Below are 24,129 nucleotides of genomic sequence, written 5' to 3' on the forward strand. Positions count from 1 at the left end.
GCGAATCTACCCGGCAAGAGGACGACCGTCGGCCCCTTCGGCCCGACCTGTCGCTGCGGCACCGCTCGCCTCCTCGGCGTCGACCCCGACCCGCCGGTCCCGCGGGGGGTCGAAGCGGTAGCCGACGTTGCGCACCGTGCCGATGAGCTGCTCGTGCTCGGGGCCGAGCTTCGCGCGCAGCCGCCGCACGTGCACGTCGACGGTGCGGGTGCCGCCGAAGTAGTCGTAGCCCCACACCTCCTGCAGCAGCTGGGCGCGCGTGAAGACCCGCCCAGGATGCTGCGCGAGGTACTTGAGGAGCTCGAACTCCTTGTAGGTCAGGTCGAGCGGCCGTCCGCGCACGCGTGCCGTGTAGCCGCCGGCGTCGATCGTCAGGTCCCCGGAGGAGATCTCCTCCGGGTCGGTCTCGGGCGCCTCGACACCGGCCCGTTCGATGACCAGGCGCAGCCGCGCCTCGACCTCGGCGGGGGAGGCGTCCTCGAGCAGGATGTCGGCGGCGCCCCACTCGGCGGTCACCACCGTCAGCCCGCCCTCGGTGAGCACGAGCACGAGCGGGACGGTCAGGCCGGTGGCACGCAGCAGGCGGCAGGTCGAGCGGGCCGTGGCGAGGTCGCGGCGGGCGTCGAGGAGCAGGACGTCGGAGTCGGGGGCGTCGAGCAGGGCGGAGGGCTCGACCGGCAGCACGCGGACCCGGTGCGCGAGCAGGCCCAGTGCCGGAAGCACCTGCGCGGAGCCTCCGGTGGTGGGTGTCAGCAGCAACAGGTCTGCCACGGGGGTGCGCCTCCTGCGGACGGGTTGGCTCACGGTACCGCCGTCGGGTGGGTCTCCGTGGCCGGTGCGCGATCTGCGAGACTCTGCTCCGTGCCCACTGCTGCCCACACCTCCTGCGAGCGTTGATGGACGTCTCGACGCGAGCAGTCATCACGGCAGCCGTTGCGGCTCTCGTGGCCGTCGCCGCCTTCCTCGGTCAGTTCCCGGCCACGGCCCACCTGGGCGAGCTGCCCGTGGTCGGCATGGCCCTGGTGCTCACCCTCGTCCTGGCCATCGGGTGGCCGGTGCTCCTCGAGCTGCCCAGCGTGCTCGGCAGCGCGGTCGTCATCGCCCTGGGCGGTGCGGGCGCCGTGATCGCGGTGACCGCGACCCGCGGGCAGCCGTTCCTCCGTGAGCTGCCCGTCGTGGTCGCGCTCGCGGTGCTGCTGGCCTTCGTCAACGAGCTTGCGCGTCAGGACGGTCGGCTCCGCCTGGTCGAGTCGGTCACCGGGACGGTCACCGGCGTGCTCGTCGCGACGGCGGCCGCCGGCTGGGTCGCTGCGGGCCGGGCGCCGGGTGGTACGTCGCTGGTCGTGTGCGGCGCCGTTGCGCTCTTCCTCGGGTCGGCGGCGTCCGCCGTGCGACTCGGCGGGTGGACCGGTGCGGTCGTCACCTCTCTGGGTGCGGTGCTCGCCGGTGGTGCGGCCGGAGCGGTCATGCCGTCGATGGAGCTGCTCCCCGGGGCGCTGATCGGCCTGGCGACGGGCATCCTCGTCGCGGCGCTGCACGTCCTGTTCGACCGGCTCCCGGCCCTCGACCGACGCCTGGCGTCGTTCGCGGTGATCGTGCTGCCGGTCTCGGTGAGCGGGATCCTGGTCTACGTCGTCGGGCGGGTCCTGGTCGGCTGACCAGCGCACCACCTGGCACGCGGATCAGTAGACGAGAGCCTGCGCGCCGTCGGTGAGGCACTCCTCGACGAAGACCGCTGCCCCCGCGATCCGCACGCCCGGGACGACGTCGTCGGCCGTGATGCCGCGGCGGACGGCGCACTGCGTGCACAACGTCACCTGGCCCTCGGCCAGCACCACGGCGAGCAGCTCGCCGAGCGGCGCCGCGTGCTCGAGACGGATGTCGGCGGTCCGACCCGGCAGGGCCAACCAGGACGCCTCGCCGGTGAGCCACAGACTGACCCGGACACCGGCCGCCACGCCGGCGGCGGCGACCGTGAAGGCCTGGTTGCACGCCTCCGGGCGGTCGACGCCGGAGGTCGTCTTGACCACGAGGGACCGGGTCACCGATGGCGTCGCGCTCATGGCTGCAGCCTAGGCGACGGTCCGGCGCGTGCCGGGTGAGGGCCCGGCGGGACGCACCGTAGGATCGGAGCCATGGTCGCCCTGGAGGTCTTCTTCATCGGACTGCTCGTCGCCGCGTCCCTGACGATCGGCTGGTTCGCCTTCTACGTCGTCTTCAAGCTCTACAAGGGTCAGCAGTAGCCGATGCCGTTCACCCTGCCCGAGGGCCTCGCCCCCGAGGTCTACCCGCTCGCGTGGCTCGTCGGGCGATGGCGCGGGCAAGGCGTGGTCGGGTACCCGCAGATCCCGCAGGCTGCTGTCGTGCAGGACGTCGTCGTCGGCCACGACGGCGGGCCGTACCTCAGCTGGACGAGCACGCTGCACCTCGCCGGTGACGCGCCGGACCGGGACCTCGCCGGTGGCGAGCCGGACCGGGTCTGGGCGACGGAGTCCGGGTACTGGCGCGTCCCGCCGGACCGCCCGGCCGACCTCGCGCCCGGGCGGCACCCCGTCGAGCTGTTGCTCGTCGACCCGGCCGGCCACCTGTCGCTGTATGCGGGGGAGGTCGGCAACGGCCGGATCGACCTCGCGAGCGACCTGGTCGTCCGCACCCCCGACGCCGTCGAGCTCACCGCGGCGACCCGCCTGTACGGCCTGGTCGACGGCGAGCTGATGTGGACCTGGGACATCGCCGCCTTCGGGCAGCCGCTGCAGTCCTATGCCTCCGCGCGGCTGAGCCGGGTGGACCCGTGAGCGCGGCGCGTGGCACGGTGACCCGATGACCAGCCCGCTCCTGCAGCGTCACGGGGCCGTCGCCGCCGGCGGGGCCGACGCCGGTGTCGGGTGGCACTACGGCGACCCGACCGCGGAGCAGCGGGCGCTCGCGGCGGGCGGCGCTGTCGTCGACCTGTCGTACCTCGGGGTCGTCACGGTCACCGGACCGGACCGGCTGAGCTGGCTGCACAGCATCACCTCCCAGCAGCTGGTCGACCTGCTGCCGCGCACCTCGACCGAGACCCTCGTGCTCAGCCCGCACGGTCACATCGAGCACGCGGCCGGTGTGGTCGACGACGGCACGACGACCTGGCTGGTCACCGAGGCGGCCGGCGCAGCGGGCCTCGCGTCATGGCTCGGGTCGATGCGCTTCATGATGCGGGTCGAGGTGGCCGACGTGACCGACCGGTGGGCGGCCCTCGGTGAGCCGATCGACGCCGAGGGAGGGCCCGACGAGCCGGTGACCTGGCGCGACCCGTGGCCACGGACGCTGCCGGGCGGCACCCGGTACGGCCCCGCCGACGACGAGCACCCCGGCGCCGAGCGTCCCTGGCGGATCGTGCTCGTCCCCCGCGCGGACCTCGCCGCGGCCGTCGCCGAGCGCGAGGCGACCGGTTGGCGGCTGGCCGGGACCTGGGCCAGTGAGGCGGCCCGGGTCGCCGCGTGGCGTCCGCGGATGGCGGCGGAGGTCGACCACCGCACGATCCCGCACGAGCTCGACTGGTTGCGCACCGCCGTCCACCTGCACAAGGGCTGCTACCGCGGGCAGGAGACGGTCGCGCGCGTGCACAACCTCGGTCGCCCGCCGCGGCGCCTGGTCATGCTGCACCTGGACGGGTCCGGTCACCTGCTGCCGCGTCCCGGTGCCGAGGTGAGCCTCGCCGGCCGCGTGATCGGCGCGGTGGCGAGCGTCGCGCGGCACCACGAGCTCGGGCCGATCGCGCTCGCGGTCGTCAAGCGCAGCGCGGACACCGAGGCCGATCTGCTCGTGGCCTGCGACGGCGGCGACGTGGCAGCCGGTCAGGAGGTCGTCGTCCCGGGGGAGGGGTTGTCGGTCGACCGACCCGCTGCGCGGGCACCCGTCGCGCGGGGGCTCGGACCGCGGACTGCCCTGGGTCCCGGACAGCTCTGACCCACCCGGGCGAGCCCGTTCGTCCGAGCCCGTTCGTCCGGGCCCTGAGGCCGCCGAATCGGGCTGCGTCGTGACTCGCGATGGGTACCGTGGGGTATGCGTCTGGCTGGGATCAGCGAACCCCGGGACAGGGTCGACGCCGGCCGGACGGCAGTGATCCTGGCGGTCGTCGGGACGGTGATCACCGTCGCCTCGGAGGCGTACGGCATCGTCGTCGGACTCCCCGACCACACGGTTCCCGACCTGATCTGGACCAGCCTGGCGCTCGTACCGGTGGTGGCTGCAGGCGTCACGGCCGATCGGGCGCCGAACCTGCTGCCGGGCGTGGCCTACCTGGCGTTCCCGCTCGCGGCGATCGCCGCGCTGGCGTTCGTCGACCTGAACTCCGACCGCGCCGGCGCGGCAGCCCAGGTCGGGCTGCTCTACGGCGTGGTCTTCGCCGGCATCCACCTCCCCGCGGGCGGCGCGTGGCTGGTCGCGGCAGCGGCGCTGGTCGCCGATGCCGTCGTCGTGCTGACGGCGCTCGAGCCCGCTGACGCGCTGCGCGACCTGGCGGTCGTCGGCACGGCGATCGTCGTGCTGACCTCGGTCCTCGTCCGGGGCGCCGGGTACCGCGAGGCGATGCTCGAACGGCTGCGGGTCCTCGCGTCGGCCGACCCGCTGACCGGCCTCGCGACGCGTCGCGTGCTCACCGAGCACGCCGAGAGCGTCCTGGGCCCGGCCGGCGCGCGTCCGATGGTCCGCAGCGCGTCGCCGACCCGCGAGGGCACCGGACTGGTGCTGGTCGACCTGGACGGGTTCAAGGCGCTCAACGACTCCTACGGGCACCCGGTCGGCGACGCAGCGCTGATGCACGTGGCGCGGATCCTGAAGAGCCGGGCCCGGCTGGGCGACACCGTCGCGCGGATCGGCGGCGACGAGTTCGCGATCCTGCTGCCCGGGGCCGAGCCGGCGGATGTCCGCCGCTGGGCGAGGATGCTGCAGAAGGCCGTCCGCCGCAGCCCGCTCCCGCACGGCGACGGTCTGATCGCGCTGAGCCTCACCGCCGGCGTGGCGCACGCCGGGCCCGACGGCTTGACGCTCGAGGACCTCTACCGGGTCGCCGACCGCGAGCTGTACGCAGCCAAGCGGGGAGAGGCGTGCGCGGCGGACGCGGACGGCGACGCGGACGGCGACGCGGACGGCGACGGTGGCGCGGACGGCGACGACGTCTCATAGGCTCATGCGGTGATCCGGAACACGCAGGTCCTCGTCGTCCTCGCCCTGTATCTCGCCGTGTTCGTCACGTGCCTCGTCGCGTTCGTCGACGTGGCCCGACGTCCGCCCGCGGCGTTCGTCAGCGCGGGGAAGCGCACGAGGAGCTTCTGGCTCCTGGTGACCGGGGTGGCGACGGCTGTCGCGTTCGTCGCGATCCCCTGGCCGCTGGGCATCGGTGCGCTCGCGTTCCTCGCGCTGGGCAGTGCGGTGGCCGGGATCGTCTACCACGTCGACGTCAAGCCGGCGGTCGCGTCGCAGTCCGGTGGCGGACGTCGGGGTCCACGCGGTGGCAGGCCGGGTGGATGGTGACAGCAGGGACGCTCGCCCAGGTGGTGCGCGGAGACCTGGTCGAGTCGGTCCACGTCGGGCACCTGGTCGTCCTCGGGCCCGACGGAGAGGTGCGGTTCGCGGTCGGTGATCCGGGCAGGACGATCTGGCCGCGGTCCTCGCTCAAGCCCGTCCAGGCGGTCGCGATGCTGCACGCCGGGCTCGAGGTCGACGAGGCCGGTCTGGCCCTCGCGTGCGCGAGCCACTCCGGGACCGCCGCGCACCTCGCCGTCGTACGCGGCGTCCTGGCCGGTGTCGGCCTGACCGAGGCGGACCTGCAGAACACCCCCGACCTGCCGCTCGACGCCGCCGCCGCGCTCGCCTGGCAGCAGGCGGGGCGCACGGCGTCGTCGATCACGCAGAACTGCTCGGGCAAGCACGCCGCGATGCTGGCGACCTGCGTCGCGGCGGGCTGGGACCCGGCGACCTACCGCGACCCTGGGCATCCGCTGCAGCAGGCCATCCGGGTGACCGTCGCCGACCTGACCGGGCTGCCGGTCGACCACGTGACGGTCGACGGCTGCGGCGCGCCGCTGCTGTCCACCACGGTGATCGGGCTGGCGCGCGCCTTCGGGCGGATCGCAGCGGCCGGCGGCTCGCACGTCGGGCCCGGACCGGCGACGCACGAGGCGCGCGTGGCCCGGGCCATGACCTCGCGGCCCGAGCTGGTCGGTGGTCCGGGGCGGGATGTCACCGCCTTCATGGTCGCGGTGCCGGGGCTCGTCGCGAAGGACGGGGCCGAGGGGGTCTACGCGGCCGGCCTCGCCGACGGGTCGGCGGTCGCCTTCAAGGTCGCCGACGGCGGGGCGCGGCCTCGGCCGGCCGTGCTGGCGGCTGCGCTCGAGATCGCGTTGCGTACGGCGGTCGATGCGGGAGGGCACGCGGCGCAGGTCGTCGATGCGGTGCGCGCTGTCGGGCGCACCCCGGTGCTCGGGCACGGGCGCCCGGTCGGTGCCGTGACCGCGGTGCTCGGCGACGTGGGTGGTGTGGTGGGCGGTGCTGTGACCGCGGTGCTCGGCGACGTGGGTGGTGTGCGGTGAGGGCTGTCGTTCAGCGGGTCACCCGCGCGTCGGTCACGGTCGACGGTGTCGTCGTCGGGTCGATCGACGGGCCCGGCCTGCTCGTGCTCGTGGGGGCGACGCACGACGACGGTCCGACGCAGGTCGAGCTGATCGCCCGCAAGGTGGCCGAGCTGCGGATCCTGCGCGACGAGGAGTCGGCTGTCGACGTCGGCGCACCGGTGCTCGTGGTCAGCCAGTTCACGCTCTACGCCGACACCCGCAAGGGCCGCCGGCCGACCTGGAACGCGGCGGCGCCCGGGTCGGTGGCCGAACCCCTGGTCGATGCGGTGGTCGAGGCCCTGCGGGCACGCGGCCTGCGGGTCGTGACCGGCGTGTTCGGCGCGGACATGGCCGTCGAGCTGGTCAACGACGGGCCGGTGACGATCCTGCTGGAGGCCTGATCGCCGCCGATCCCGGCCAGGACCGGCGGTTCGGAACGCCACGCGGCCTGTCCCCCCGAACCCCATGCTGGTGTGGAGCGTTCGGATCCCGACACGCCGGCGTGTCGGGGACGGACCGCTCCACTTGGGGAAAGGCCGCTCTACTCGGGGTCGGACCGCTCCACTCGGCGGCGGACGGCTCCACTCGGGGGTCGGACCGCTCCACTCGGGGACGGACGGCTCCACTCGGGGCGGGGACGCCGGATCGGGGGCGTCAGGCGTCGAGGCGGGCGAGCTCCTCGGGGGTGAGGTCGAGCTCTGCGGCGCGTACGGAGTCGCGGATCGTCTCCGGACGGCTGGCGCCGGGGATCGGGATGACGACCGGGGCCTTGGCGAGCTCCCAGGCGAGGGCGATCTGCTGCGGGCTCACCCCGCGCTCGGCGGCGACCTCGGCGAAGGCCGCGTGCCGGGAGCCGAGCTCGCCGGCCGAGGAGATGCCGCCCAGCGGGCTGAACGGGATGAACGCGATGCCGAGCTCGGCGCACAGCTCGAGCTCCGGCTCGCTGCTGCGGACGTTGGGGGAGAACTGGTTCTGCACCGAGGCGAGCCGGCCGCCGAGGATCTCGCGGGCGAGCCGGATCTGCTCGGGGTCCGCGTTGGAGATCCCGGCCATCAGGATCTTGCCCTCGTCGAGCAGGTCACGGATCGCACCGACCGACTCCTCGTAGGGCACCGCAGGGTCGGGCCGGTGGAACTGGTAGAGGCCGATCGCCTCGACGTCCAGCCGCTGCAGCGACGCCTCGCACGCCGTCTTCAGGTAGGCGGCGTCGCCCTGCACGTACCAGGAGCCGTCGCCCGGGCGACGATGACCGCCCTTGGTGGCGACCAGGACGTCGTCGGCCGAGCGCCCGGCGAGCCGCAGCGCCTTGGCGATCAGCAGCTCGTTGTGCCCGACGTCGGTCGGGTTCAGGTGATACGAGTCCGCGGTGTCGATGAGCGTGACACCGACGTCGAGCGCCGCGTGGATCGTCGCGATGGAGCGTGCCTGGTCGGGCTTGCCCTCGATCGACATCGGCATCGCACCGAGGCCGATGGCGCTCACGGTCCGGTCCCCGATCCTGCGCTGCTGCATGGGTCACTCGCTCCTTCGTGCTGGTGGTGCCGTTGGTGGTGGTCGTGCTGGTGGTGCTGCTGGTCGAGTCGTCGTCGTCGTCGTCGTCGCCGGCCGGCCGCTTCCCTGCGGAGGTCCGACGCGAAACGATTCGGCCTCTAGCCTGCTCCTCATGGCGTGGACGGTGCAAGGCGGAGGTGCGCCCGCGCGAAGCGCACCGGAGGGGACCGGATGCTGATCGAGGCTGTGCGAGGTGACATCACCGCCGAGCGGGTCGACGCGATCGTCAACGCCGCGAACTCGTCGCTGCTCGGCGGGGGCGGGGTGGACGGCGCCATCCATGCCGCGGCCGGCCCTGCCCTGCTGGCCGAGTGTCGCGAGCTGCGCCGCACGACGCTCCCGGGTGGTCTGCCGGTCGGCGAGGCGGTCGCGACCGGGGCGGGCGGGCTGCCCTGCCGGTGGGTCGTCCACACCGCCGGACCGAACCGTCATGCCGGCCAGACCGACCCGGCCCTGCTGGCCTCGTGCTTCACCCGGTCCCTCGACGTCGCGGCCGGCCTGGGTGCGAGGTCGGTGGCCTTCCCGGCGGTCAGCGCCGGTGTCTACGGCTGGGACGCGTCCGACGTCGCGCGGATCGCCGTCGCCGCGGTCCGCGGCTGGTCCGCGGCCGGCGTCGGCGCGTCGTCGGTGCGATCGGTGCGGTTCGTGCTGTTCGGCCACACCGTCCACGCCGCCTTCGTCGCGGCCCTCGACGAGCCGGTGTCGGGCCGAGCCGGGGATTGACGTCGAACGGCACGACCGTGCTATTTTCGGCCGGTGACCGCGACCGGGACGACGACCAAGGGTGACCGCACGCGTGAGGCGATCCTTGCGCGGGCCCTCGACATGGCCTGCCGGGTCGGGCTCGGCGGTCTGACGATCGGCGACCTCGCGGCCGGGACGGGCCTGTCCAAGAGCGGCCTGTACGCGCACTTCGGCTCCAAGGAGGCGCTCCAGCTCGCCGTGCTCGACGCCGCAGCCCAGGAGTTCGGCGACGCCGTGGTGGTGCCGGCGCTCGAGACGCCCCGGGGCGAGCGGCGGGTGCTCGCACTGCTCGACGGCTGGCTCGCCTGCGGCCGGTTGCGCCTGCCGGGCGGCTGCCTCTTCGTCAAGGCCAGCGCCGAGCTCGACGAGCAGCCCGGACCGGTGCGCGACCGGTTGGCCGAGCTGCACCGGGAGCTCCTGCGGACGATCGCACGGGTCTTCGCCGGGGGCATCACCGAGGGGCAGCTCCGACCGGACGCCGACCCGCACCAGTTCGCGACCGACCTGTTCGGCGTGATGCTCGGCTACTACCACGCGCACCGGCTGCTCGCCGATCCCGGTGCCGAGGCGCGGGCCCGGGCCGCCGTCGCCGCGCTGCTCGACGCCGCACGCATCGAACGGACGCACCAGGCCGACCTGGGGAGCGTCCGATGACCTCCGCCCGACCCGCCCCAGCACGCCGGCCTGCGCCCCGGCCGGCGCGGCGTCTGGCCGCCCGCGTGGGTCAGGTCGCCCGGCTCGCTGCCCTGCGCGCGACCTTCGCGACGCTCGACGTCGCCGCGCCGTCCACCGCGGCGGCCCGGGCCATGCGCCTGTGGTGCACGCTGCCTGCCGGCTCCGGACGCCGTAAGGATCTGCGGCCCGGTCCGGGCGAGGTCCGGCTGGTCCCGGTCCCGCGCGGCGGCCAGGTGGTCGCGGAGTCGTGGGGTGACGGACCGGTCGTCTACCTCGTGCACGGCTGGGGTGGCTGGCGCGGCCAGCTCGGCGCCTTCGTCGCGCCGCTCGTCGAGGCGGGCTACCGCGTCGTCGGCTTCGACGCACCGAGCCACGGCGACTCGGAGCCCGGTGTGATGGGACCCGGCCGCGGCAACGCCATGGAGTTCATCGAGGCACTCGAGGCCGTCGGGGGCGAGTTCGGACCGGCCGACGGCGTCATCGCGCACTCGATGGGCTGCACCACGGCGTCCCTCGCGGTCAGGAGCTCGCTGCCGACGCAGCGCCTGGTGCTCGTCGCACCCAACCACGACTTCGTCGAGATCATCGCGGACTTCGCCCGGACGGTCGGGTTCGGTGAGCGGACGAGGTCGCTGCTCCAGCGTGGGATCGAGGACTTCTGCGAGCGACCGATCGGCTCCTTCGACCTGGTGCCCCTCGGGGCCGACGGCGCCATGCCGCAGACCCTGGTCGTGCACGACCGCCGCGACAAGGAGACGCCGTACCAGGTCGGGGTCGACCTGGCCGCGGCCTGGCCGAACGCCGCCCTGGTCAGCACCGACGGTCTCGGGCACCAGCGGATCCTGACCGACGCCGGCACGATCGCCCTGGCGGTCGGCCACATCACCGACCGCGTCGGCGCGGCGCCGCCGGCCTGACGCCGCCCGTCGCCCTGCCGTCACCTGCCGTCACCTGCCGTCACCTGCCGCCGCCCGACCGCCGCCTGTCGGCCCCTGCCGCCACCCACGGGTTGTCACGCCTGCGGCGAACACGGGCAGTCCCTGGGGCAGGCCGCGGTTAGCCTTGCGAGACGACGTCCTTGTCAAGGAGCGCAGATGTTCGAGAGATTCACCGACCGAGCCCGCCGAGTGGTCGTCCTCGCCCAGGAAGAGGCGCGGATGCTCAACCACAACTACATCGGTACCGAGCACATCCTGCTCGGGCTGATCCACGAGGGCGAAGGCGTCGCTGCCAAGGCGCTGGAGTCGCTGGGGATCTCGCTGGACGCTGTCCGGCAGCAGGTCCAGGAGATCATCGGCGAGGGCCAGCAGGCCCCGTCCGGTCACATCCCCTTCACGCCGCGCGCGAAGAAGGTGCTCGAGCTGTCGCTGCGCGAGGCCCTGCAGCTGGGCCACAACTACATCGGGACCGAGCACATCCTGCTCGGCCTGATCCGTGAGGGTGAGGGCGTCGCCGCCCAGGTCCTGAACAAGCTCGGCGCCGACCTCAACCGGGTTCGCCAGCAGGTCATCCAGCTGCTCTCGGGCTACCAGGGCAAGGAGCCGGTCGCCGCCGGCGGGCCCGCCGAGGGTCAGCCGTCCGGCTCGGCCGTGCTCGACCAGTTCGGCCGCAACCTGACCCAGGCCGCCCGCGAGGGCAAGCTCGACCCGGTCATCGGTCGCGGCAAGGAGATCGAGCGGGTCATGCAGGTGCTGTCGCGCCGCACCAAGAACAACCCCGTGCTGATCGGTGAGCCCGGCGTCGGCAAGACCGCCGTCGTCGAGGGGCTCGCGCAGGACATCATCCGTGGTGACGTCCCGGAGACGCTCAAGGACAAGCAGCTCTACACGCTGGACCTGGGTGCGCTCGTGGCCGGCAGCCGCTACCGCGGTGACTTCGAGGAGCGCCTGAAGAAGGTGCTCAAGGAGATCCGCACCCGCGGCGACATCATCCTGTTCATCGACGAGATCCACACCCTCGTCGGGGCCGGTGCCGCCGAGGGCGCGATCGACGCCGCGAGCATCCTCAAGCCGATGCTCGCCCGTGGCGAGCTGCAGACCATCGGCGCCACGACGCTCGATGAGTACCGCAAGTACGTCGAGAAGGACGCTGCCCTCGAGCGCCGGTTCCAGCCGATCCAGGTGGCCGAGCCGACCCTGCAGCACGCGATCGAGATCCTCAAGGGTCTGCGCGACCGGTACGAGGCGCACCACCGGGTGTCGATCACCGACGGCGCGCTCGTCGCGGCCGCCACGCTGGCTGATCGCTACGTCAACGACCGGTTCCTGCCCGACAAGGCGATCGACCTGATCGACGAGGCCGGCGCCCGGCTGCGCATCCGCCGGATGACCGCCCCGCCGGAGCTGCGTGACCTGGACGAGAAGATCGCCGCGGCGCGCCGCGACAAGGAGTCGGCGATCGACGAGCAGGACTTCGAGAAGGCCGCGCGGCTGCGCGACGTCGAGAAGCAGCTCGGCGTCGCCCGCACCGAGAAGGAGAAGGCCTGGAAGTCCGGTGACCTGGACACCGTGGCCGAGGTCGACGAGGAGCTCATCGCCGAGGTGCTGGCCATGTCCACCGGGATCCCGGTGTTCAAGCTGACCGAGGAGGAGTCCAGCCGCCTGCTGCACATGGAGGACGAGCTGCACAAGCGCGTCGTCGGCCAGGAGCAGGCCATCAAGGCGCTCTCGCAGGCCATCCGGCGCACGCGTGCGGGTCTCAAGGACCCCAAGCGCCCGGGTGGGTCGTTCATCTTCGCCGGGCCCACCGGCGTCGGGAAGACCGAGCTGGCCAGGGCGCTCGCCGAGTTCCTGTTCGGCGACGAGGACGCGCTCATCCAGCTCGACATGAGCGAGTTCTCCGAGAAGCACACCGTCTCGCGGCTGTTCGGCTCGCCTCCCGGGTACGTCGGCTACGACGAGGGCGGCCAGCTCACCGAGAAGGTCCGCCGTCGGCCGTTCTCGGTCGTCCTGTTCGACGAGGTCGAGAAGGCCCACGCGGACATCTTCAACTCGCTGCTGCAGATCCTCGAGGACGGTCGCCTGACCGACTCGCAGGGTCGGGTCGTCGACTTCAAGAACACCGTGATCATCATGACCACGAACCTCGGCACGCGGGACATCGCCAAGGGCCTGATGACCGGCTTCCAGGCCGGCGGGGACCTGTCGACGTCCTACGAGCGGATGAAGGCCAAGGTCGGTGACGAGCTCAAGCAGCACTTCCGCCCCGAGTTCCTCAACCGCGTGGACGACGTCGTGGTGTTCCCGCAGCTGTCGCAGGAGGAGATCGTCAAGATCGTCGACCTGATGATGGCCAAGCTCGCGGGCCGGCTGCGCGACAAGGACATGGGCATCGAGCTCACGCCCGCCGCCAAGCAGCTGCTCGCCGAGAAGGGGTACGACCCGGTGCTCGGTGCGCGTCCGCTGCGTCGTGCGATCCAGCGGGAGATCGAGGACGCCCTGTCGGAGAAGATCCTCTTCGGCGAGCTGCGCCCCGGTCAGACGGTGGTCGTGGACGCCGTCGGCGAGGGTCTGCTCGGCGAGTTCCTCTTCAAGGGGATCGGCAAGGACGCCCCGGCACGGGGCGACGCCGAGCCGGTCGCGGTCGCGGTCTCCGCGATGCCGCCTCTGACGACGACGGACGAGGCTGCCGCAACGGACTGAACGGTCGAAGGGTGACGGTGCGGCGTGCCAGAGTGATGGCATGCCGCACCGTCGCCTTGTCCGGAGCACCCCCGAGGAGCAGGGCGTCTCGTCGCGCGCGCTGCTCGCGTTCGTCGACGACGTCGAGAGCGCGGTGCCCGAGCTGCACAGCCTCATGGTCGTGCGGCACGGCTGTGTCGTCGCCGAGGGCTGGTGGGCCCCCTACGCGGCCGATCTGCCGCACGAGCTCTACTCGCTGAGCAAGAGCTTCACGTCCGCAGCCGTCGGGCTGGCGCGGGCCGAGGGCCTGCTCGCGCTGGAGGACCTCGTGCTGGCGCACTTCCCCGAGCACGCACCGGTCGAGCCGGACGAGAACCTGGCCCGGATGACCCTGCGGCACCTGCTGACCATGACGACCGGCCACGACGACGACCCGTCCGACCGGGTCTTCGCGCAGCACGACTGGGTCCGGGCCTTCCTCGCGGAGCCGGTCGAGCACGAGCCGGGGTCGCACTTCGTCTACAACACGGCGGCGACGTACCTGCTCAGCGCCATCGTGCAGAAGGTCACCGGGCTGCGGGTCCTGGACTACCTCGGACCGCGCCTGCTCGAACCGCTCGGGATCACCGGCGCGACCTGGGAGCAGTGCCCGCTCGGCATCGACACCGGCGGTTTCGGCCTGTCGCTGCGCACCGAGGACGTGGCCTGCTTCGGGCAGCTGTGCCTGGGTGACGGTCTCTGGCAGGGCCGACAGCTGTTGCCGATCGGCTGGGTTGCCGAGGCCACCCGGGCGCAGACCCTCTCGACCCACTCCGCGGGTGACCCCGACTGGGTCCAGGGCTACGGCTACCAGTTCTGGCGCGGACGTCACGGCACCTATCGCGGTGACGGCGCCTTCGGCCAGTTCTGCCTCGTGCTCCCCGAGCTGGACGCCGTGGTCGCGATCACGGCCGGTGTCGCGAGCATGCAGGGTGTGCTCGACCGGGTCTGGACGCACGTCCTGCCGGCGATGCAGAAGGTGGCCCTGGCGCCGGACGACGCTGCGTGCGACGCGCTCGGCTCCCGGCTCGCCGACCTGCGGCTCGACCCGCCGGTCGGTCTGGACGCCGTCGACGCCGCCGCACGGATCTCAGGTCGCACGGTGACCTTCGAGCCGAACCCGGGCGAGATCCGCTCGGCACGGCTCGACATCGGCCCGGAGAGCACCCGCGTCCGGGTCGTCGCCGAACGCGGGACGCTCGTCCTGGAGGCCGGCCACGGGCGGTGGGAGTTCGGTCGGTCCGCCGTGCGCGGCGAGGGTCCCGAGGCGGTGGCGGTGAGCGCCGTCTGGACCGCGCCGGACACGCACGTGCTCACCGTGCGGCTCTACGAGACCCCGTTCGTGGTGACCGTGACCTCCGTCGTCGACGGTGACCAGGTGCGCGCGGCGGCCGTGGTGAACGTCAGCTTCGGTCCGACCGAGATCGCGTCGCTCGTCGGCACCGTCACCGGCTGACGCGGTCCGTCCACGATCCGGCGAGCATCACCCGCAGCGGGCGGAGGTCCGCGTCGACGACCACCAGGTCGGCGCGTCGCCCGGCTTCCAGGGCCCCGATGTCCGGCCGGCCGAGCACGCTCGCCGGTGTGGTCGACGCCGCCCGTACCGCGTCGATCAACGGGACGCCGATCGACACCGACCAGCGCACGGTGTCGAGCAGATGGGCCGTCCCGCCGGCGATCGCACCGCCGTCGGTCAGCCGCGCCACGCCGTCCCTGACCTGGACGCTGACCGGACCCAGCACGTAGTCGCCGTCGGGCATGCCCGCCGCTGCCATCGCGTCGGTCACCAGGGCGATCCCGGCCGGCCCGACCATGTCGAACACCGCCCTGACCGTCGCCGGGGCCAGGTGCACGCCGTCGGCGATCAGCTCGACGACGGCTCGACCGCGGGCCGCCGCACCGAGGCAGGCCGCGACCGCGCCGGGGTCCCGGTGGTGCACCGGCCGCATCCCGTTGAACAGGTGGGTCACCGTCGGGCGGGCCGACCGGCTGCCCGGAGCGGCGAGTGCCGAGCGGGCCGTGTCGAGGGCCGTGTCGGTGAGCTCGGCCGAGGCGTCGGTGTGCCCGATCGACGGCAGGGCGCCGGCCTGGGCCAGGGCCACAAGCGCACCGTCGGCGCCGAGGACGCCCGGAGCCTCCGGGGCGAGGGTCATCGAGACGAGGTGCCCGCGAGCGGCGGCCGCCAGCTCACGGACGAGCGCGGCGTCGCCGGGCACCATGTGGGCGGGGTTCTGGGCGCCGCATCGTGCCCGCGACAGGAACGGCCCCTCCAGGTGGATGCCGGCGAGCTGACCGGCATCGGCCAGGTCCGCCAGCAGCGCGGTGGAGGTGAGCAGCGCCGTGCGGTCGGCGGTGACGAGCGAGGCCACGAGGCTCGTCGTCCCGTGCGCGAGGTGCTCGGTGACCGCGACGCGGGCCTGCGACGCGTCGGTCGCGTCGGGGAAGCTCGCACCGCCACCACCGTGACAGTGCACATCCACCAGGCCCGGCAGGATGATCGGCGGGACCGGGGCGGCCGCGGGCACGGTGACGCCGACCGGGGCGGCCGAGGCCGGGCCGACCCAGGTGATCCGCTCGCCGTCCACGACGACCAGTCCGTCGTCGTGCACGGCGTCGGGTGTGACGACCCTGCCCCGGAGGGTCACGGGTGCTGCGGTACCGGTCATCGGCGGCCTCCTACGTGCATGGTCACAGTGTTATCACGACCGCGGGCAGATCTTGACAGAAGAATGTAAGGAAGGTCTACTAACAAATGTGACGGACATGTGGCAGCGGCGCAGCTGGGGTCGGTCGCTGCGCCCGACCGGCAAGGTCCTGCCGGAGCATGCGCGTGCGCACAACCGGTCGATGGTCCTGCAGCACCTGTTCCACTCCGGGCCCGGCTCGCGGGCCGACCTGGCCCGGGCGACCGGCCTGACCAGGGTCACCGTCTCCGACCTGGTCGGCGACCTGATGTCGGAGGGACTGGTCACCGAGCTCGGGCTGCGTCCGCAGGGCAAGGTCGGCAAGCCCGCCACCATGGTCGGCCTGCGCACCGACGCGTACCAGATCGTCGCGGTCGACCTGACCGACGACGAGCACATGCACGGCGCCGTGCTCGACCTGTCCGGAGCCATCGTCCAGCGGCGCTCTGCCGCCCTCGAGGGCCGCACCGGGCAGGCTGCCGTCGATGCCCTGACCGCCTTCTGCCGCGAGCTCGTCCAGGTCACCGCCTACCCCGTGCTCGGGGTGGGCGTCGGCTCGCCGGGCATCATCGACGACGCAGGCACCGTGCTCGAGGCGCCCAACCGCGGCTGGTTCGGGGTCCCGCTCGCGGCCACCCTGAGCGAGGTGCTCGCCCTGCCCGTGCACGTCGCGAACGACGCGAACACCGCAGTGCTGGGCGAGTTCACCTACGGCGGGGCGTCCGGCAAGGGGCTCCTCGTCCTGACCGTGGGCCAGGGCGTCGGGGCCGGCATCGTGCTCGACGGATCGCTCGTCCAGGGGCACACCCACGCGGCCGGCGAGCTCGGCCACGTGACAGTCGTCGACGAACGCGACGACGTCGAGGGCTCACCGCTCGGCCCGGCGCGGGTGTGCGCCTGCGGTCGCAGCGGATGCCTGGAGACCGTGCTGTCCGTCCCGGCCCTGCGCCGACGGATCGCCGGCCTCGACCACCAGTCAGCCGACGCCGCCCTGGCGTCGGTCGGCCGTCGCCTCGGGGTCACCCTTGCGCCGGTCGTCAGTGCGCTGAACCTCTGTGAGGTCGTTCTCAGCGGTCCCCCCGAGCTCCTGGCCGGTCCCCTGCGCGATGCCGCGCTGGTGACCCTCCAGGAGCGAGTCATGCCGGTCATCAGCAGTGATCTCGAGCTGCGGATGTCCGCCCTCGGCGAGGACGGAGCCCTGTCCGGGGCTGCGGTCCTCGTGCTGTCCGGTCAGCTCGGGGTCACCTGACGGCCCCGAGCCGACCAGCCTGCAAGTCGGAGCACAACCCTGTGACGACGCTGTCCGGCGTCGTCCGTGCAACGGGAAGGAACCCCAACGTGAGAATCGTACGTACTGGAGCGATCACCGCCGTCGGCCTGCTCGCTCTGACCGCGTGCAGCGGCGCGACCGGCGACGACAATGCACCGGCCGACGACGCTGCCGAGTCCACCGAGATCCGGCTGTGGGTCAACGGTGGCGACACCCCGCAGGAGCTGCGGGACTACCTGATCGACACCTTCGCGGCCGAGAACGCCGGCTCGACCCTCGTGATCGAGGAGCAGGACTGGAACGGCCTGGTCCCCCGCCTGCAGACCGCCCTCGCATCGGCCGAGCAGACCCCCGACCTCGTCGAGATCGGCAACACGCAGGCCCCGACGTTCACCTACGCCGGCGCCTTCACCGACATCACCGACCTGTACTCGGAGCTCGGTGGCGAGACCCTCCTGCAGGGCTTCGTCGAGGCCGGCTCGGCCGACGGTGCGGTGTACGCGCTGCCGTACTACTCGGGAGCCCGGGCGGTCTTCTACAACAAGGACGTGTTCGCTGCGGCCGGGGTCGAGGTGCCCACCACGCTCGACGAGTTCACCGAGGTGGCGGTCGCGCTGCAGGCAGCCAACCCGAACGGCACGGCCAACTTCTCCGGCTTCTGGCTGCCCGGCCAGGACTGGTACAACGGCACCGCCTGGATCTACAGCCACGGCGGGGACCTCGCGGTGCAGGACGGCGACCAGTGGGTCGGCGCGCTGTCGAGCCCCGCGTCGCAGGAGGGCCTGGCCCAGCTCCAGACCCTCTTCACCGAGGCGACGAACGCGCCGCGGGACGCCGACTCGAACGAGCCGTGGGTGCCGTTCAACAACGGCGAGGCCGCGATGTTCTCCGCACCCACCTGGGCGCGCTGGAGCATCGACCTGCCCGAGTGCAACAAGGGTGTCGACCCGGAGGACACGTCCGACGAGGCGACCGCGCTGCGCGGTGAGCAGCAGGCCTGCAACGAGGAGAAGACCGGCGTGTTCCCGCTGCCCGGCCTGACCGCAGGGGAGCCGGCGACGGTCTTCGCCGGCGGCTCCAACATCGCCATCCCGGCCAAGTCGGAGAACCAGGACCTGGCGAAGAACCTGCTCCGGATCATCTTCAGCGAGACCTACCAGACGATGCTCGCGGAGAACGGTCTCATCCCGGCCAACAGCGAGTACGCCTCGGCCATGGGTGACGACGTGTATGCCACGGCCGCGATCGACGCCGCCCTCGGTGCCCGTCTGACCCCGGCTGCGGAGAAGTGGGCCGACGTCGAAGGAGCCCGGATCCTCGAGGACTTCTTCCAGCAGGTAGCGAGCGGCGCAGACCTGGTCGACGCCGCGGCGCAGGCCGACCAGCTCATCGCCGACACGCTGAACTGAGGTCGGGTGGGGCACGCGCTCTCCTCGCCGCGTGCCCCACCTGCCCTGCTCGCCCGTCCCGGCCGCCGGACGTGCCCGCCGGACCCGCCTGCCCACCCGCCCTGCTGATCCGACGATCCGACAGCTCCCCCGGAGACCTCATGCCCGCTTCCCGCACCGGACCACCCGCCGTGGTGGCCGCAACGGCACCGCAGGGTCCCGCGCCGGCACCGGCGCCGGTGGCCGCGCGCCCGGCCCGCCGTCGGCCGCTGCGCACCCGGCTCGGCGTCTACCTGCTGCTCGTCCCGGCAGCGGTACCCATCCTGGTCGGGCTCGGCTACCCGCTGGTGCGCCAGTTCGTCATCTCCTTCCAGGAGTACGGCCTGGCCCAGCAGTTCGGTCGGCCCGCTCCGTGGGTCGGGCTGCGCAACTACACCGAGCTGCTCAGCGACCCGTACACCTGGGGTGTGATCGCGCGATCGGTCGCGTTCTGCCTGGTCAACGCGGGCGTCACGATGGCGGTCGGGATGTCGCTCGCGGTCCTGATGGCCAAGGTCGGGCGGGCCGCCCGGATGACTCTCCAGGTCGGCATGCTGCTGGCCTGGGGGACCCCTGTGCTGGCGACGATGACCGTGTGGCAGTGGCTGTTCGACTCGCAGTACGGCGTGATCAACTGGCTGCTCGCCGAGCCGCTCGGCATGGACGGCATGCGGTACCACTCCTGGCTCATCGAGCCGTTGTCCTTCTACTTCGTGGCCACCGTGATCGTGGTCTGGATGAGCGTGCCGTTCGTCGTCTTCACCGTGTACGCCGGCCTGCTGCAGGTGCCGGCCGAGACGATGGAGGCTGCTCAGCTGGACGGTGCCAACGGCTGGCAGCGGTTCTGGCTGATCACCATCCCGATGGTCAAGCCGGTCCTCTTCGTCGTCGCGCTGCTGCAGATCATCTGGGACCTGCGGGTCTTCACCCAGATCTACGTCCTGCAACGGGCGGGCGCGCCGACCCGGGACACCCACCTGCTCGGCACCTACATCTACTCGCTCGCCAAGGAGTTCTCGATGGCCGGGGCGATGGCCACGATCATGCTCGCCCTCACGCTGGCCCTGACGGCCTTCTACATCCGCCGCATGCTGCGCGAGGAGGAGCTGTGAGCCTGACCGCACGGGCCGTGCCCGCCGCAGCCGCCGGTCCGGACGCCGTCGCCCCGCGATCGTCCGCGGCGAACGCACCGCGTGCCGTCGTCGGCCGCTGGCTGCTCGGGCTCCTTGCCGTCGTCGTCTCGGTGGTCTGGGTCTTCCCGATCTACTGGATGGTCAGCAGCGCCTTCCTGCCCACCAACCGGCTGCGCACACCCGAGCCCACCTTCTTCCCGACCGACGGCACGCTGTCGAACTTCCGCCGCGTCTTCGCCGACCCGACGTTCCTCGCCTCGTTCCGGGTCTCGCTCGCCGTCACCGGGCTCACGCTCGTCGCCGCGATCCTGTTCGCCTTCCTCGCGGCGCTCGCGGTCAGCCGCTTCCGCTTCCGCGGTCGCAAGCCGTTCATCGTCGCGATCCTCGTGGTGCAGATGATCCCGGCCGAGGGCCTGTTCATCTCGCAGTACCAGATGCTCGACGGCTGGCGGCTGGTCAACACCGTCCTCGGGCTGTCGATCGTGTACGTCGCGGCGATCCTGCCCTTCACGATCTGGATGCTGCGCGGCTTCGTCAGCGGTGTGCCGATCGAGCTCGAGGAGGCCGCGATGGTCGACGGGCTCTCGCGCACGGGTGCCTTCTTCCGGGTCACCTTCCCGCTGCTCGCCCCCGGCCTGGTCGCCTCGGGGGTCTACGGGTTCCTGCAGGCCTGGAACGAGTACACGCTCGCCCTGGTCGTGATGACCGACCCCGCGCAGCGCACGCTGCCGCTGTGGCTGCAGGGCCTCGTCGAGGCCAACCGGGCGACCGACTGGGGCGTCGTCATGGCCGGCGCGACCCTCATCGCCGTACCGGTGATCCTGTTCTTCCTGTTCGTCCAGAACAAGATGACCGCCGGGCTCGTCGCCGGGGCGGTGAAGGGCTGATGACCGGGTGGACGGGAACCGGGACCAGCGGCTGGTCCGTCGGGCTCGACATCGGTGGGACCAAGGTTCACGGGGTGCTCCTCGACGCCGACGACGCGGTCCGCGGTACCGCACGCCTGCCGACCCAGCACGGCATCGACGGTGTGGTCGGCTCGGCCGCCGAGGCGGTGCGGCAGCTGTGCGGTGCGGCCGGTCTGGCCCCTGGCGACCTCGTCGGGGTCGGCGTGGGGGTGCCCGGGGTGGTCGATCCGCTGACCGGCGCCGTGTCGCACGCCGTCAACCTGGGTGTCCACGCACGCGACGTCCCGCTCGGCGCGCTGCTGTCCGAGAGGCTGCCAGAGCGGTTGTCCGGGCGGGCGGGCGAGCACCCGGCGCAGCACCCGGCCGAGCGGGCCGCCGTCCGGGTCGCTGTGGAGAACGACCTCAACGCCGCCGCGCTCGGTGCCGCGTCCTTGCTGGACCGCAGCGACCTCGCCGTCCTCGCCCTGGGCACCGGCCTCGCAGCCGGGCTGGTCCTGGACGGCCGGCTCCGCCGTGGCCATCTTGGCGGCGCCGGCGAGATCGGGCACCTGACCTACGTGCTCGACGGGCCGCTGTGCCCCTGCGGCCAGCGCGGCTGCCTCGAGCTCTACGCCTCGGGCTCGGCGATCGACGCCGTCTGGCCGAGTCGCTCCGGGCGTCCGGCACCCGCCGAGGTCTTCGAGGCAGCGGCGGCCGGTGACCCTGAGGCCCTGCGGGTGCGGGACGGCTTCGTCGACGCCGTGAGCGCCGCCGTGCGTCTGCTCGTGCTCACCTGTGACGTCGAACGGGTCCTGCTCGCCGGCGGCGTCGCGGAGATCGGCGCCCCGTTGCTCGAGGCCGTGGCGTCGACCCTCCGGCGGCAGGCGCAGCGCTCCGAGTTCCTGAAGAGCATGCGGATCGCCGACCGGCTTGGGATGATCCCTACGGGTGCGCTCGTCGCACCGATCGGCGCGGCACTCGCGGTCCGCGAGCGTCCACGGGCATCAGCGATGACGGAGGCAGTGCCATGGAGGTCGTGATCAACTCGTCCGCCCAGTACCTGGCGGACCTGGCGGCGGAGGCAGTCGACACGCTGCTGCGCAGCCGCCCGGACGCCGTCCTCGGGCTCGCGACCGGCACGAGTCCGCTCGCGGTGTACGAGGCGCTCGTGCGGCGGCACCGGGACAGCGGCCTGTCCTTCGCGGAGGCTCGCGCCTTCCTGCTCGACGAGTACGTCGGGCTCGCCGCCGACCACCCCGAGCGCTACCTCACGGTGATCGAGCGCGTGCTCGCGTCACGGGTCGACTTCGCGCCGGGTGCGGTGCAGGCGCCCGACGGCGGCGCGGAGGACCTGGTCGCGGCCTGCGCGCAGTACGAGCAGGCCATCGCGGAGGCCGGCGGGGTCGACCTGCAGATCCTCGGGATCGGTACGGACGGTCATGTGGCCTTCAACGAGCCCGGCTCGTCGCTGGCGTCACGGACCCGGGTCAAGACCCTCACCGAGCAGACCAGGCAGGACAACGCCCGGTTCTTCGACTACGACATCCGGCAGGTGCCGAAGCATGTCCTGACCCAGGGGCTCGGCACGATCATGGCGGCCCGGCATGTCATCCTGCTCGCGTTCGGGCCGGGCAAGGCCGAGGCGGTGCACCAGCTCGCCGAGGGTCCGGTCAGTGCCTTGTGGCCGGGCAGCGTGCTGCAGTACCACCCGCACATGAGCCTCCTGGTGGACGACGCGGCGGCGAGCCGGCTCCAGCTCGCGGACTTCTACCGGCACGCGTGGGACAACAAGCCGTCCTGGCAGGGCCTCTGACCGGTGGGTCCCAGAGCACTGGCAGGGCCGCCCGCCGACGGCGTGGGCCGGGTGCCGGAGGCAGCGACGGACGGCCTGCTGGGTCGCTGGCTCAGGTGGGTGACCGCGGGCGAGCTGCTCGGCTTCCTCGTGCCGTCCCTCGTCGTCCCGCTCGTGCTCGACAGTGCGGCACCTGTCGTGCTCGCGGCTGCGGTCGTCGCCGGCCTGGGCGAGGGCACGGTCCTCGGCCTGGCCCAGGCCCGGGTCCTGCGCGGGGTGCTGCCGGCGCTGTCCGGCCGCCGCTGGGTCGTCGGCACCGCACTGGCGGCCGCCCTGGCGTGGGTCGTCGGCATGCTGCCGAGCACCCTGTACGACACCTGGTCCACCTGGCCGGTCGGCGTGGCGATCGCCCTGGGTCTCCCGCTCGCACTGGTGCTGCTGACGTCGATCGGGGTCGCGCAGTGGTACGAGCTGCGTCGGCACGTCGCGCGCGCCGGCGCGTGGGTCGCAGCGACGGCGCTCGCCTGGGGGGTCGGTCTGACCGCCTTCGGCCTGGTCACCACACCGCTGTGGCAGCCGGGGCAGGGCACCGCGCTGGTCCTGGCCATCGGGTTGCTCGGCGGGCTCACGATGGCCGCGGCGATGGCCCTGACCACCGGGTTGGCCCTGCGTCGATTGCTCAGCGAGCCCCGCGACCGCTGACCCGCACCCGCGACCAGCGTCCGGGGTCCGTGCCGATCGATGCGTCCCGCGGGGGTGCCTGGCGTCGGGCCGACGGAGACACGACGGGCATCCGACGGCCGAACCGCGTACGGACGCTCGACCGACTTGGGATGATCGACGCAGGTGCGCGTGCTGCACCGGTCGGCGCGGGTCTCGCGGCCCCTGACCGTCCTGGGGATCCTGCGATGACGGAGGAAGTGCCATGGAGGTCGTGATCAACCCGTCCGCCCAGTACCTGGCGGACCTGGCGGCAAAGGCCATCGACGAGCTGCTGCGCAGTCGAGGCGATGCGGTGCTCGGGCTCCTGTCCGGGTCGAGCCCGCTCGCGGTGTACGAGGCCCTCGTCCGGCGACACCACGAGACGGGGCTGTCCTTCGCCGGAGCCCGAGGCTTCCTGCTCGACGAGTACGTCGGGCTCCCCCCCAACGCCCCTGAGTCGAACCTCGCGGTGATCAACCAGCAGCTCGTCGCGCGGGTCGACTTCGCACCTGGCGCGGTGCGGGCGCCCGACGGCGGCGCGGAGGACCTGGTCGCGGCCTGTGCGCAGTACGAGCGTGACATCGCCGCCGCGGGTGGGATCGACCTGCAGCTGCTCGGGATCGGCATCGACGGCCATGTGGCGTTCAACGAGCCCGGGTCGTCGCTGGCCTCGCGGACCCGGGTGAAGTCCCTCACCGAGCAGACCCGGCGGGACGACTCGCGGTTCCTCGACGAGTACGACATCGACTCGGTGCCCAAGTACATGCTCACCCAGGGCCTCGGCACGATCATGGAGGCGCGGCACGTCGTCCTGCTCGCGTTCGGGCAGGGCAAGGCCGAAGCGGTGGAGCACCTCGTCGAGGGTCCGGTCAGTGCGCTGTGGCCGGGCAGCGTGCTGCAGTACCACCCGCACCTGACGGTCCTGATCGACGACGCGGCAGCGAGCCGGCTCCAGCTCGCCGACTTCTACCGGCACGCGTGGGCGAACAAGCCCTCATGGCAGGGTCTGTGA

24 protein-coding genes are annotated in these 24,129 nt (G+C 72.8%); 20 read left to right on the forward strand and 4 right to left on the reverse strand.

Annotated features, from left to right (window positions below; genetic code table 11):
• Window positions 1–6: 6 nt before the first annotated feature.
• Entirely contained in the window at window positions 7–771 is a 765-nt protein-coding gene (locus K415_RS0109135) for a response regulator transcription factor (protein WP_024286757.1), read from the reverse strand.
• A gap of 125 nt (window positions 772–896) precedes the next feature.
• On the opposite strand from K415_RS0109135, the gene K415_RS0109145 reads away from it, so the two are divergent.
• On the forward strand, window positions 897–1,658 hold the full coding sequence (locus K415_RS0109145) for a hypothetical protein (protein WP_024286758.1): 762 nt from the start codon (window positions 897–899) through the stop codon (window positions 1,656–1,658).
• A 24-nt stretch (window positions 1,659–1,682) separates the two neighbouring features.
• Here K415_RS0109145 and K415_RS0109150 read toward each other — a convergent pair whose 3' ends face one another.
• Entirely contained in the window at window positions 1,683–2,063 is a 381-nt protein-coding gene (locus K415_RS0109150) for a DsrE family protein (protein ID WP_197024699.1), read from the reverse strand.
• Window positions 2,064–2,246: 183 nt separating this feature from the next.
• Between K415_RS0109150 and K415_RS0109160 the strand changes: the two genes are divergently transcribed.
• From K415_RS0109160 to dtd, 6 genes are all read left to right on the forward strand, one after another.
• Window positions 2,247–2,795: an FABP family protein gene (locus K415_RS0109160; RefSeq protein WP_024286760.1), complete on the forward strand. Its 549-nt coding sequence runs from the start codon at window positions 2,247–2,249 to the stop codon at window positions 2,793–2,795.
• A gap of 25 nt (window positions 2,796–2,820) precedes the next feature.
• Window positions 2,821–3,948, forward strand: a complete 1,128-nt coding sequence (locus K415_RS0109165; protein ID WP_024286761.1) for a folate-binding protein YgfZ — start codon at window positions 2,821–2,823, stop codon at window positions 3,946–3,948.
• 96 nt (window positions 3,949–4,044) lie between these two features.
• The gene (locus K415_RS22735; RefSeq protein WP_024286762.1) at window positions 4,045–5,166 is read left to right on the forward strand and encodes a GGDEF domain-containing protein; all 1,122 of its coding nucleotides are present in this window, start codon (window positions 4,045–4,047) and stop codon (window positions 5,164–5,166) included.
• Between the two features lie 9 nt (window positions 5,167–5,175).
• Entirely contained in the window at window positions 5,176–5,514 is a 339-nt protein-coding gene (locus tag K415_RS0109175; protein WP_024286763.1) for a DUF2516 family protein, read from the forward strand.
• A complete protein-coding gene (locus tag K415_RS0109180; RefSeq protein WP_024286764.1) occupies window positions 5,508–6,572 on the forward strand; it encodes an asparaginase in 1,065 nt (354 codons plus the stop codon). The genes K415_RS0109175 and K415_RS0109180 overlap by 7 nt, the downstream gene beginning before the upstream one ends.
• Window positions 6,569–6,994, forward strand: coding sequence for a D-aminoacyl-tRNA deacylase (dtd, locus tag K415_RS0109185; protein WP_024286765.1), 426 nt, complete (start codon window positions 6,569–6,571; stop codon window positions 6,992–6,994). The genes K415_RS0109180 and dtd overlap by 4 nt, the downstream gene beginning before the upstream one ends.
• Before the next feature lie 253 nt (window positions 6,995–7,247).
• On the opposite strand, the gene K415_RS0109190 is transcribed toward dtd, so the two are convergent.
• Complete coding sequence (locus K415_RS0109190; protein WP_024286766.1) at window positions 7,248–8,105, reverse strand: aldo/keto reductase; 858 nt, start codon at window positions 8,103–8,105, stop codon at window positions 7,248–7,250.
• Between the two features lie 210 nt (window positions 8,106–8,315).
• On the opposite strand from K415_RS0109190, the gene K415_RS0109195 reads away from it, so the two are divergent.
• The 5 genes from K415_RS0109195 (at window position 8,316) to K415_RS0109215 (ending at window position 14,678) form a co-directional block, all read left to right on the forward strand.
• The gene (locus K415_RS0109195; RefSeq protein ID WP_024286767.1) at window positions 8,316–8,867 is read left to right on the forward strand and encodes an O-acetyl-ADP-ribose deacetylase; all 552 of its coding nucleotides are present in this window, start codon (window positions 8,316–8,318) and stop codon (window positions 8,865–8,867) included.
• A gap of 33 nt (window positions 8,868–8,900) precedes the next feature.
• The gene (locus K415_RS0109200) at window positions 8,901–9,542 is read left to right on the forward strand and encodes a TetR/AcrR family transcriptional regulator (RefSeq protein WP_024286768.1); all 642 of its coding nucleotides are present in this window, start codon (window positions 8,901–8,903) and stop codon (window positions 9,540–9,542) included.
• Window positions 9,539–10,480 carry an alpha/beta fold hydrolase gene (locus tag K415_RS21690; protein ID WP_051480484.1) on the forward strand — a complete coding sequence of 314 codons (942 nt, stop codon included), beginning with the start codon at window positions 9,539–9,541 and terminating at the stop codon, window positions 10,478–10,480. The genes K415_RS0109200 and K415_RS21690 overlap by 4 nt, the downstream gene beginning before the upstream one ends.
• 177 nt (window positions 10,481–10,657) lie before the next feature.
• A complete protein-coding gene (locus tag K415_RS21695) occupies window positions 10,658–13,204 on the forward strand; it encodes an ATP-dependent Clp protease ATP-binding subunit (protein WP_024286770.1) in 2,547 nt (848 codons plus the stop codon).
• A 40-nt stretch (window positions 13,205–13,244) separates the two neighbouring features.
• Complete coding sequence (locus tag K415_RS0109215) at window positions 13,245–14,678, forward strand: serine hydrolase (RefSeq protein ID WP_024286771.1); 1,434 nt, start codon at window positions 13,245–13,247, stop codon at window positions 14,676–14,678.
• Here the strand turns inward: K415_RS0109215 and K415_RS0109220 are convergent.
• A complete protein-coding gene (locus K415_RS0109220; RefSeq protein ID WP_024286772.1) occupies window positions 14,668–15,888 on the reverse strand; it encodes an N-acetylglucosamine-6-phosphate deacetylase in 1,221 nt (406 codons plus the stop codon). The two genes, K415_RS0109215 and K415_RS0109220, sit on opposite strands and share 11 nt — an antisense overlap.
• A 97-nt stretch (window positions 15,889–15,985) precedes the next feature.
• On the opposite strand from K415_RS0109220, the gene K415_RS0109225 reads away from it, so the two are divergent.
• The 8 genes from K415_RS0109225 (at window position 15,986) to nagB (K415_RS0109260) (ending at window position 24,129) form a co-directional block, all read left to right on the forward strand.
• Window positions 15,986–17,155 carry an ROK family transcriptional regulator gene (locus K415_RS0109225; RefSeq protein WP_024286773.1) on the forward strand — a complete coding sequence of 390 codons (1,170 nt, stop codon included), beginning with the start codon at window positions 15,986–15,988 and terminating at the stop codon, window positions 17,153–17,155.
• 89 nt (window positions 17,156–17,244) lie between these two features.
• Complete coding sequence (locus K415_RS0109230) at window positions 17,245–18,585, forward strand: extracellular solute-binding protein (protein WP_024286774.1); 1,341 nt, start codon at window positions 17,245–17,247, stop codon at window positions 18,583–18,585.
• Window positions 18,586–18,725: 140 nt separating this feature from the next.
• The gene (locus K415_RS0109235; protein WP_081784963.1) at window positions 18,726–19,715 is read left to right on the forward strand and encodes a carbohydrate ABC transporter permease; all 990 of its coding nucleotides are present in this window, start codon (window positions 18,726–18,728) and stop codon (window positions 19,713–19,715) included.
• Window positions 19,712–20,623, forward strand: a complete 912-nt coding sequence (locus K415_RS0109240) for a carbohydrate ABC transporter permease (protein ID WP_197024700.1) — start codon at window positions 19,712–19,714, stop codon at window positions 20,621–20,623. The genes K415_RS0109235 and K415_RS0109240 overlap by 4 nt, the downstream gene beginning before the upstream one ends.
• Window positions 20,623–21,663 (forward strand): ROK family protein, encoded by a 1,041-nt coding sequence (locus K415_RS0109245; protein WP_024286777.1) that lies wholly within the window; start codon window positions 20,623–20,625, stop codon window positions 21,661–21,663. Before K415_RS0109240 ends, K415_RS0109245 begins: the two co-directional genes overlap by 1 nt.
• Window positions 21,651–22,436, forward strand: a complete 786-nt coding sequence (gene nagB / locus K415_RS0109250; protein ID WP_024286778.1) for a glucosamine-6-phosphate deaminase — start codon at window positions 21,651–21,653, stop codon at window positions 22,434–22,436. Before K415_RS0109245 ends, nagB (K415_RS0109250) begins: the two co-directional genes overlap by 13 nt.
• A 3-nt stretch (window positions 22,437–22,439) precedes the next feature.
• Window positions 22,440–23,117, forward strand: a complete 678-nt coding sequence (locus K415_RS0109255) for a hypothetical protein (protein ID WP_231494865.1) — start codon at window positions 22,440–22,442, stop codon at window positions 23,115–23,117.
• 223 nt (window positions 23,118–23,340) lie between these two features.
• Window positions 23,341–24,129 (forward strand): glucosamine-6-phosphate deaminase, encoded by a 789-nt coding sequence (gene nagB, locus K415_RS0109260; protein ID WP_024286780.1) that lies wholly within the window; start codon window positions 23,341–23,343, stop codon window positions 24,127–24,129.

The organism is Cellulomonas sp. KRMCY2 (assembly GCF_000526515.1).
Taxonomy (GTDB): Bacteria; Actinomycetota; Actinomycetes; order Actinomycetales; family Cellulomonadaceae; genus Actinotalea.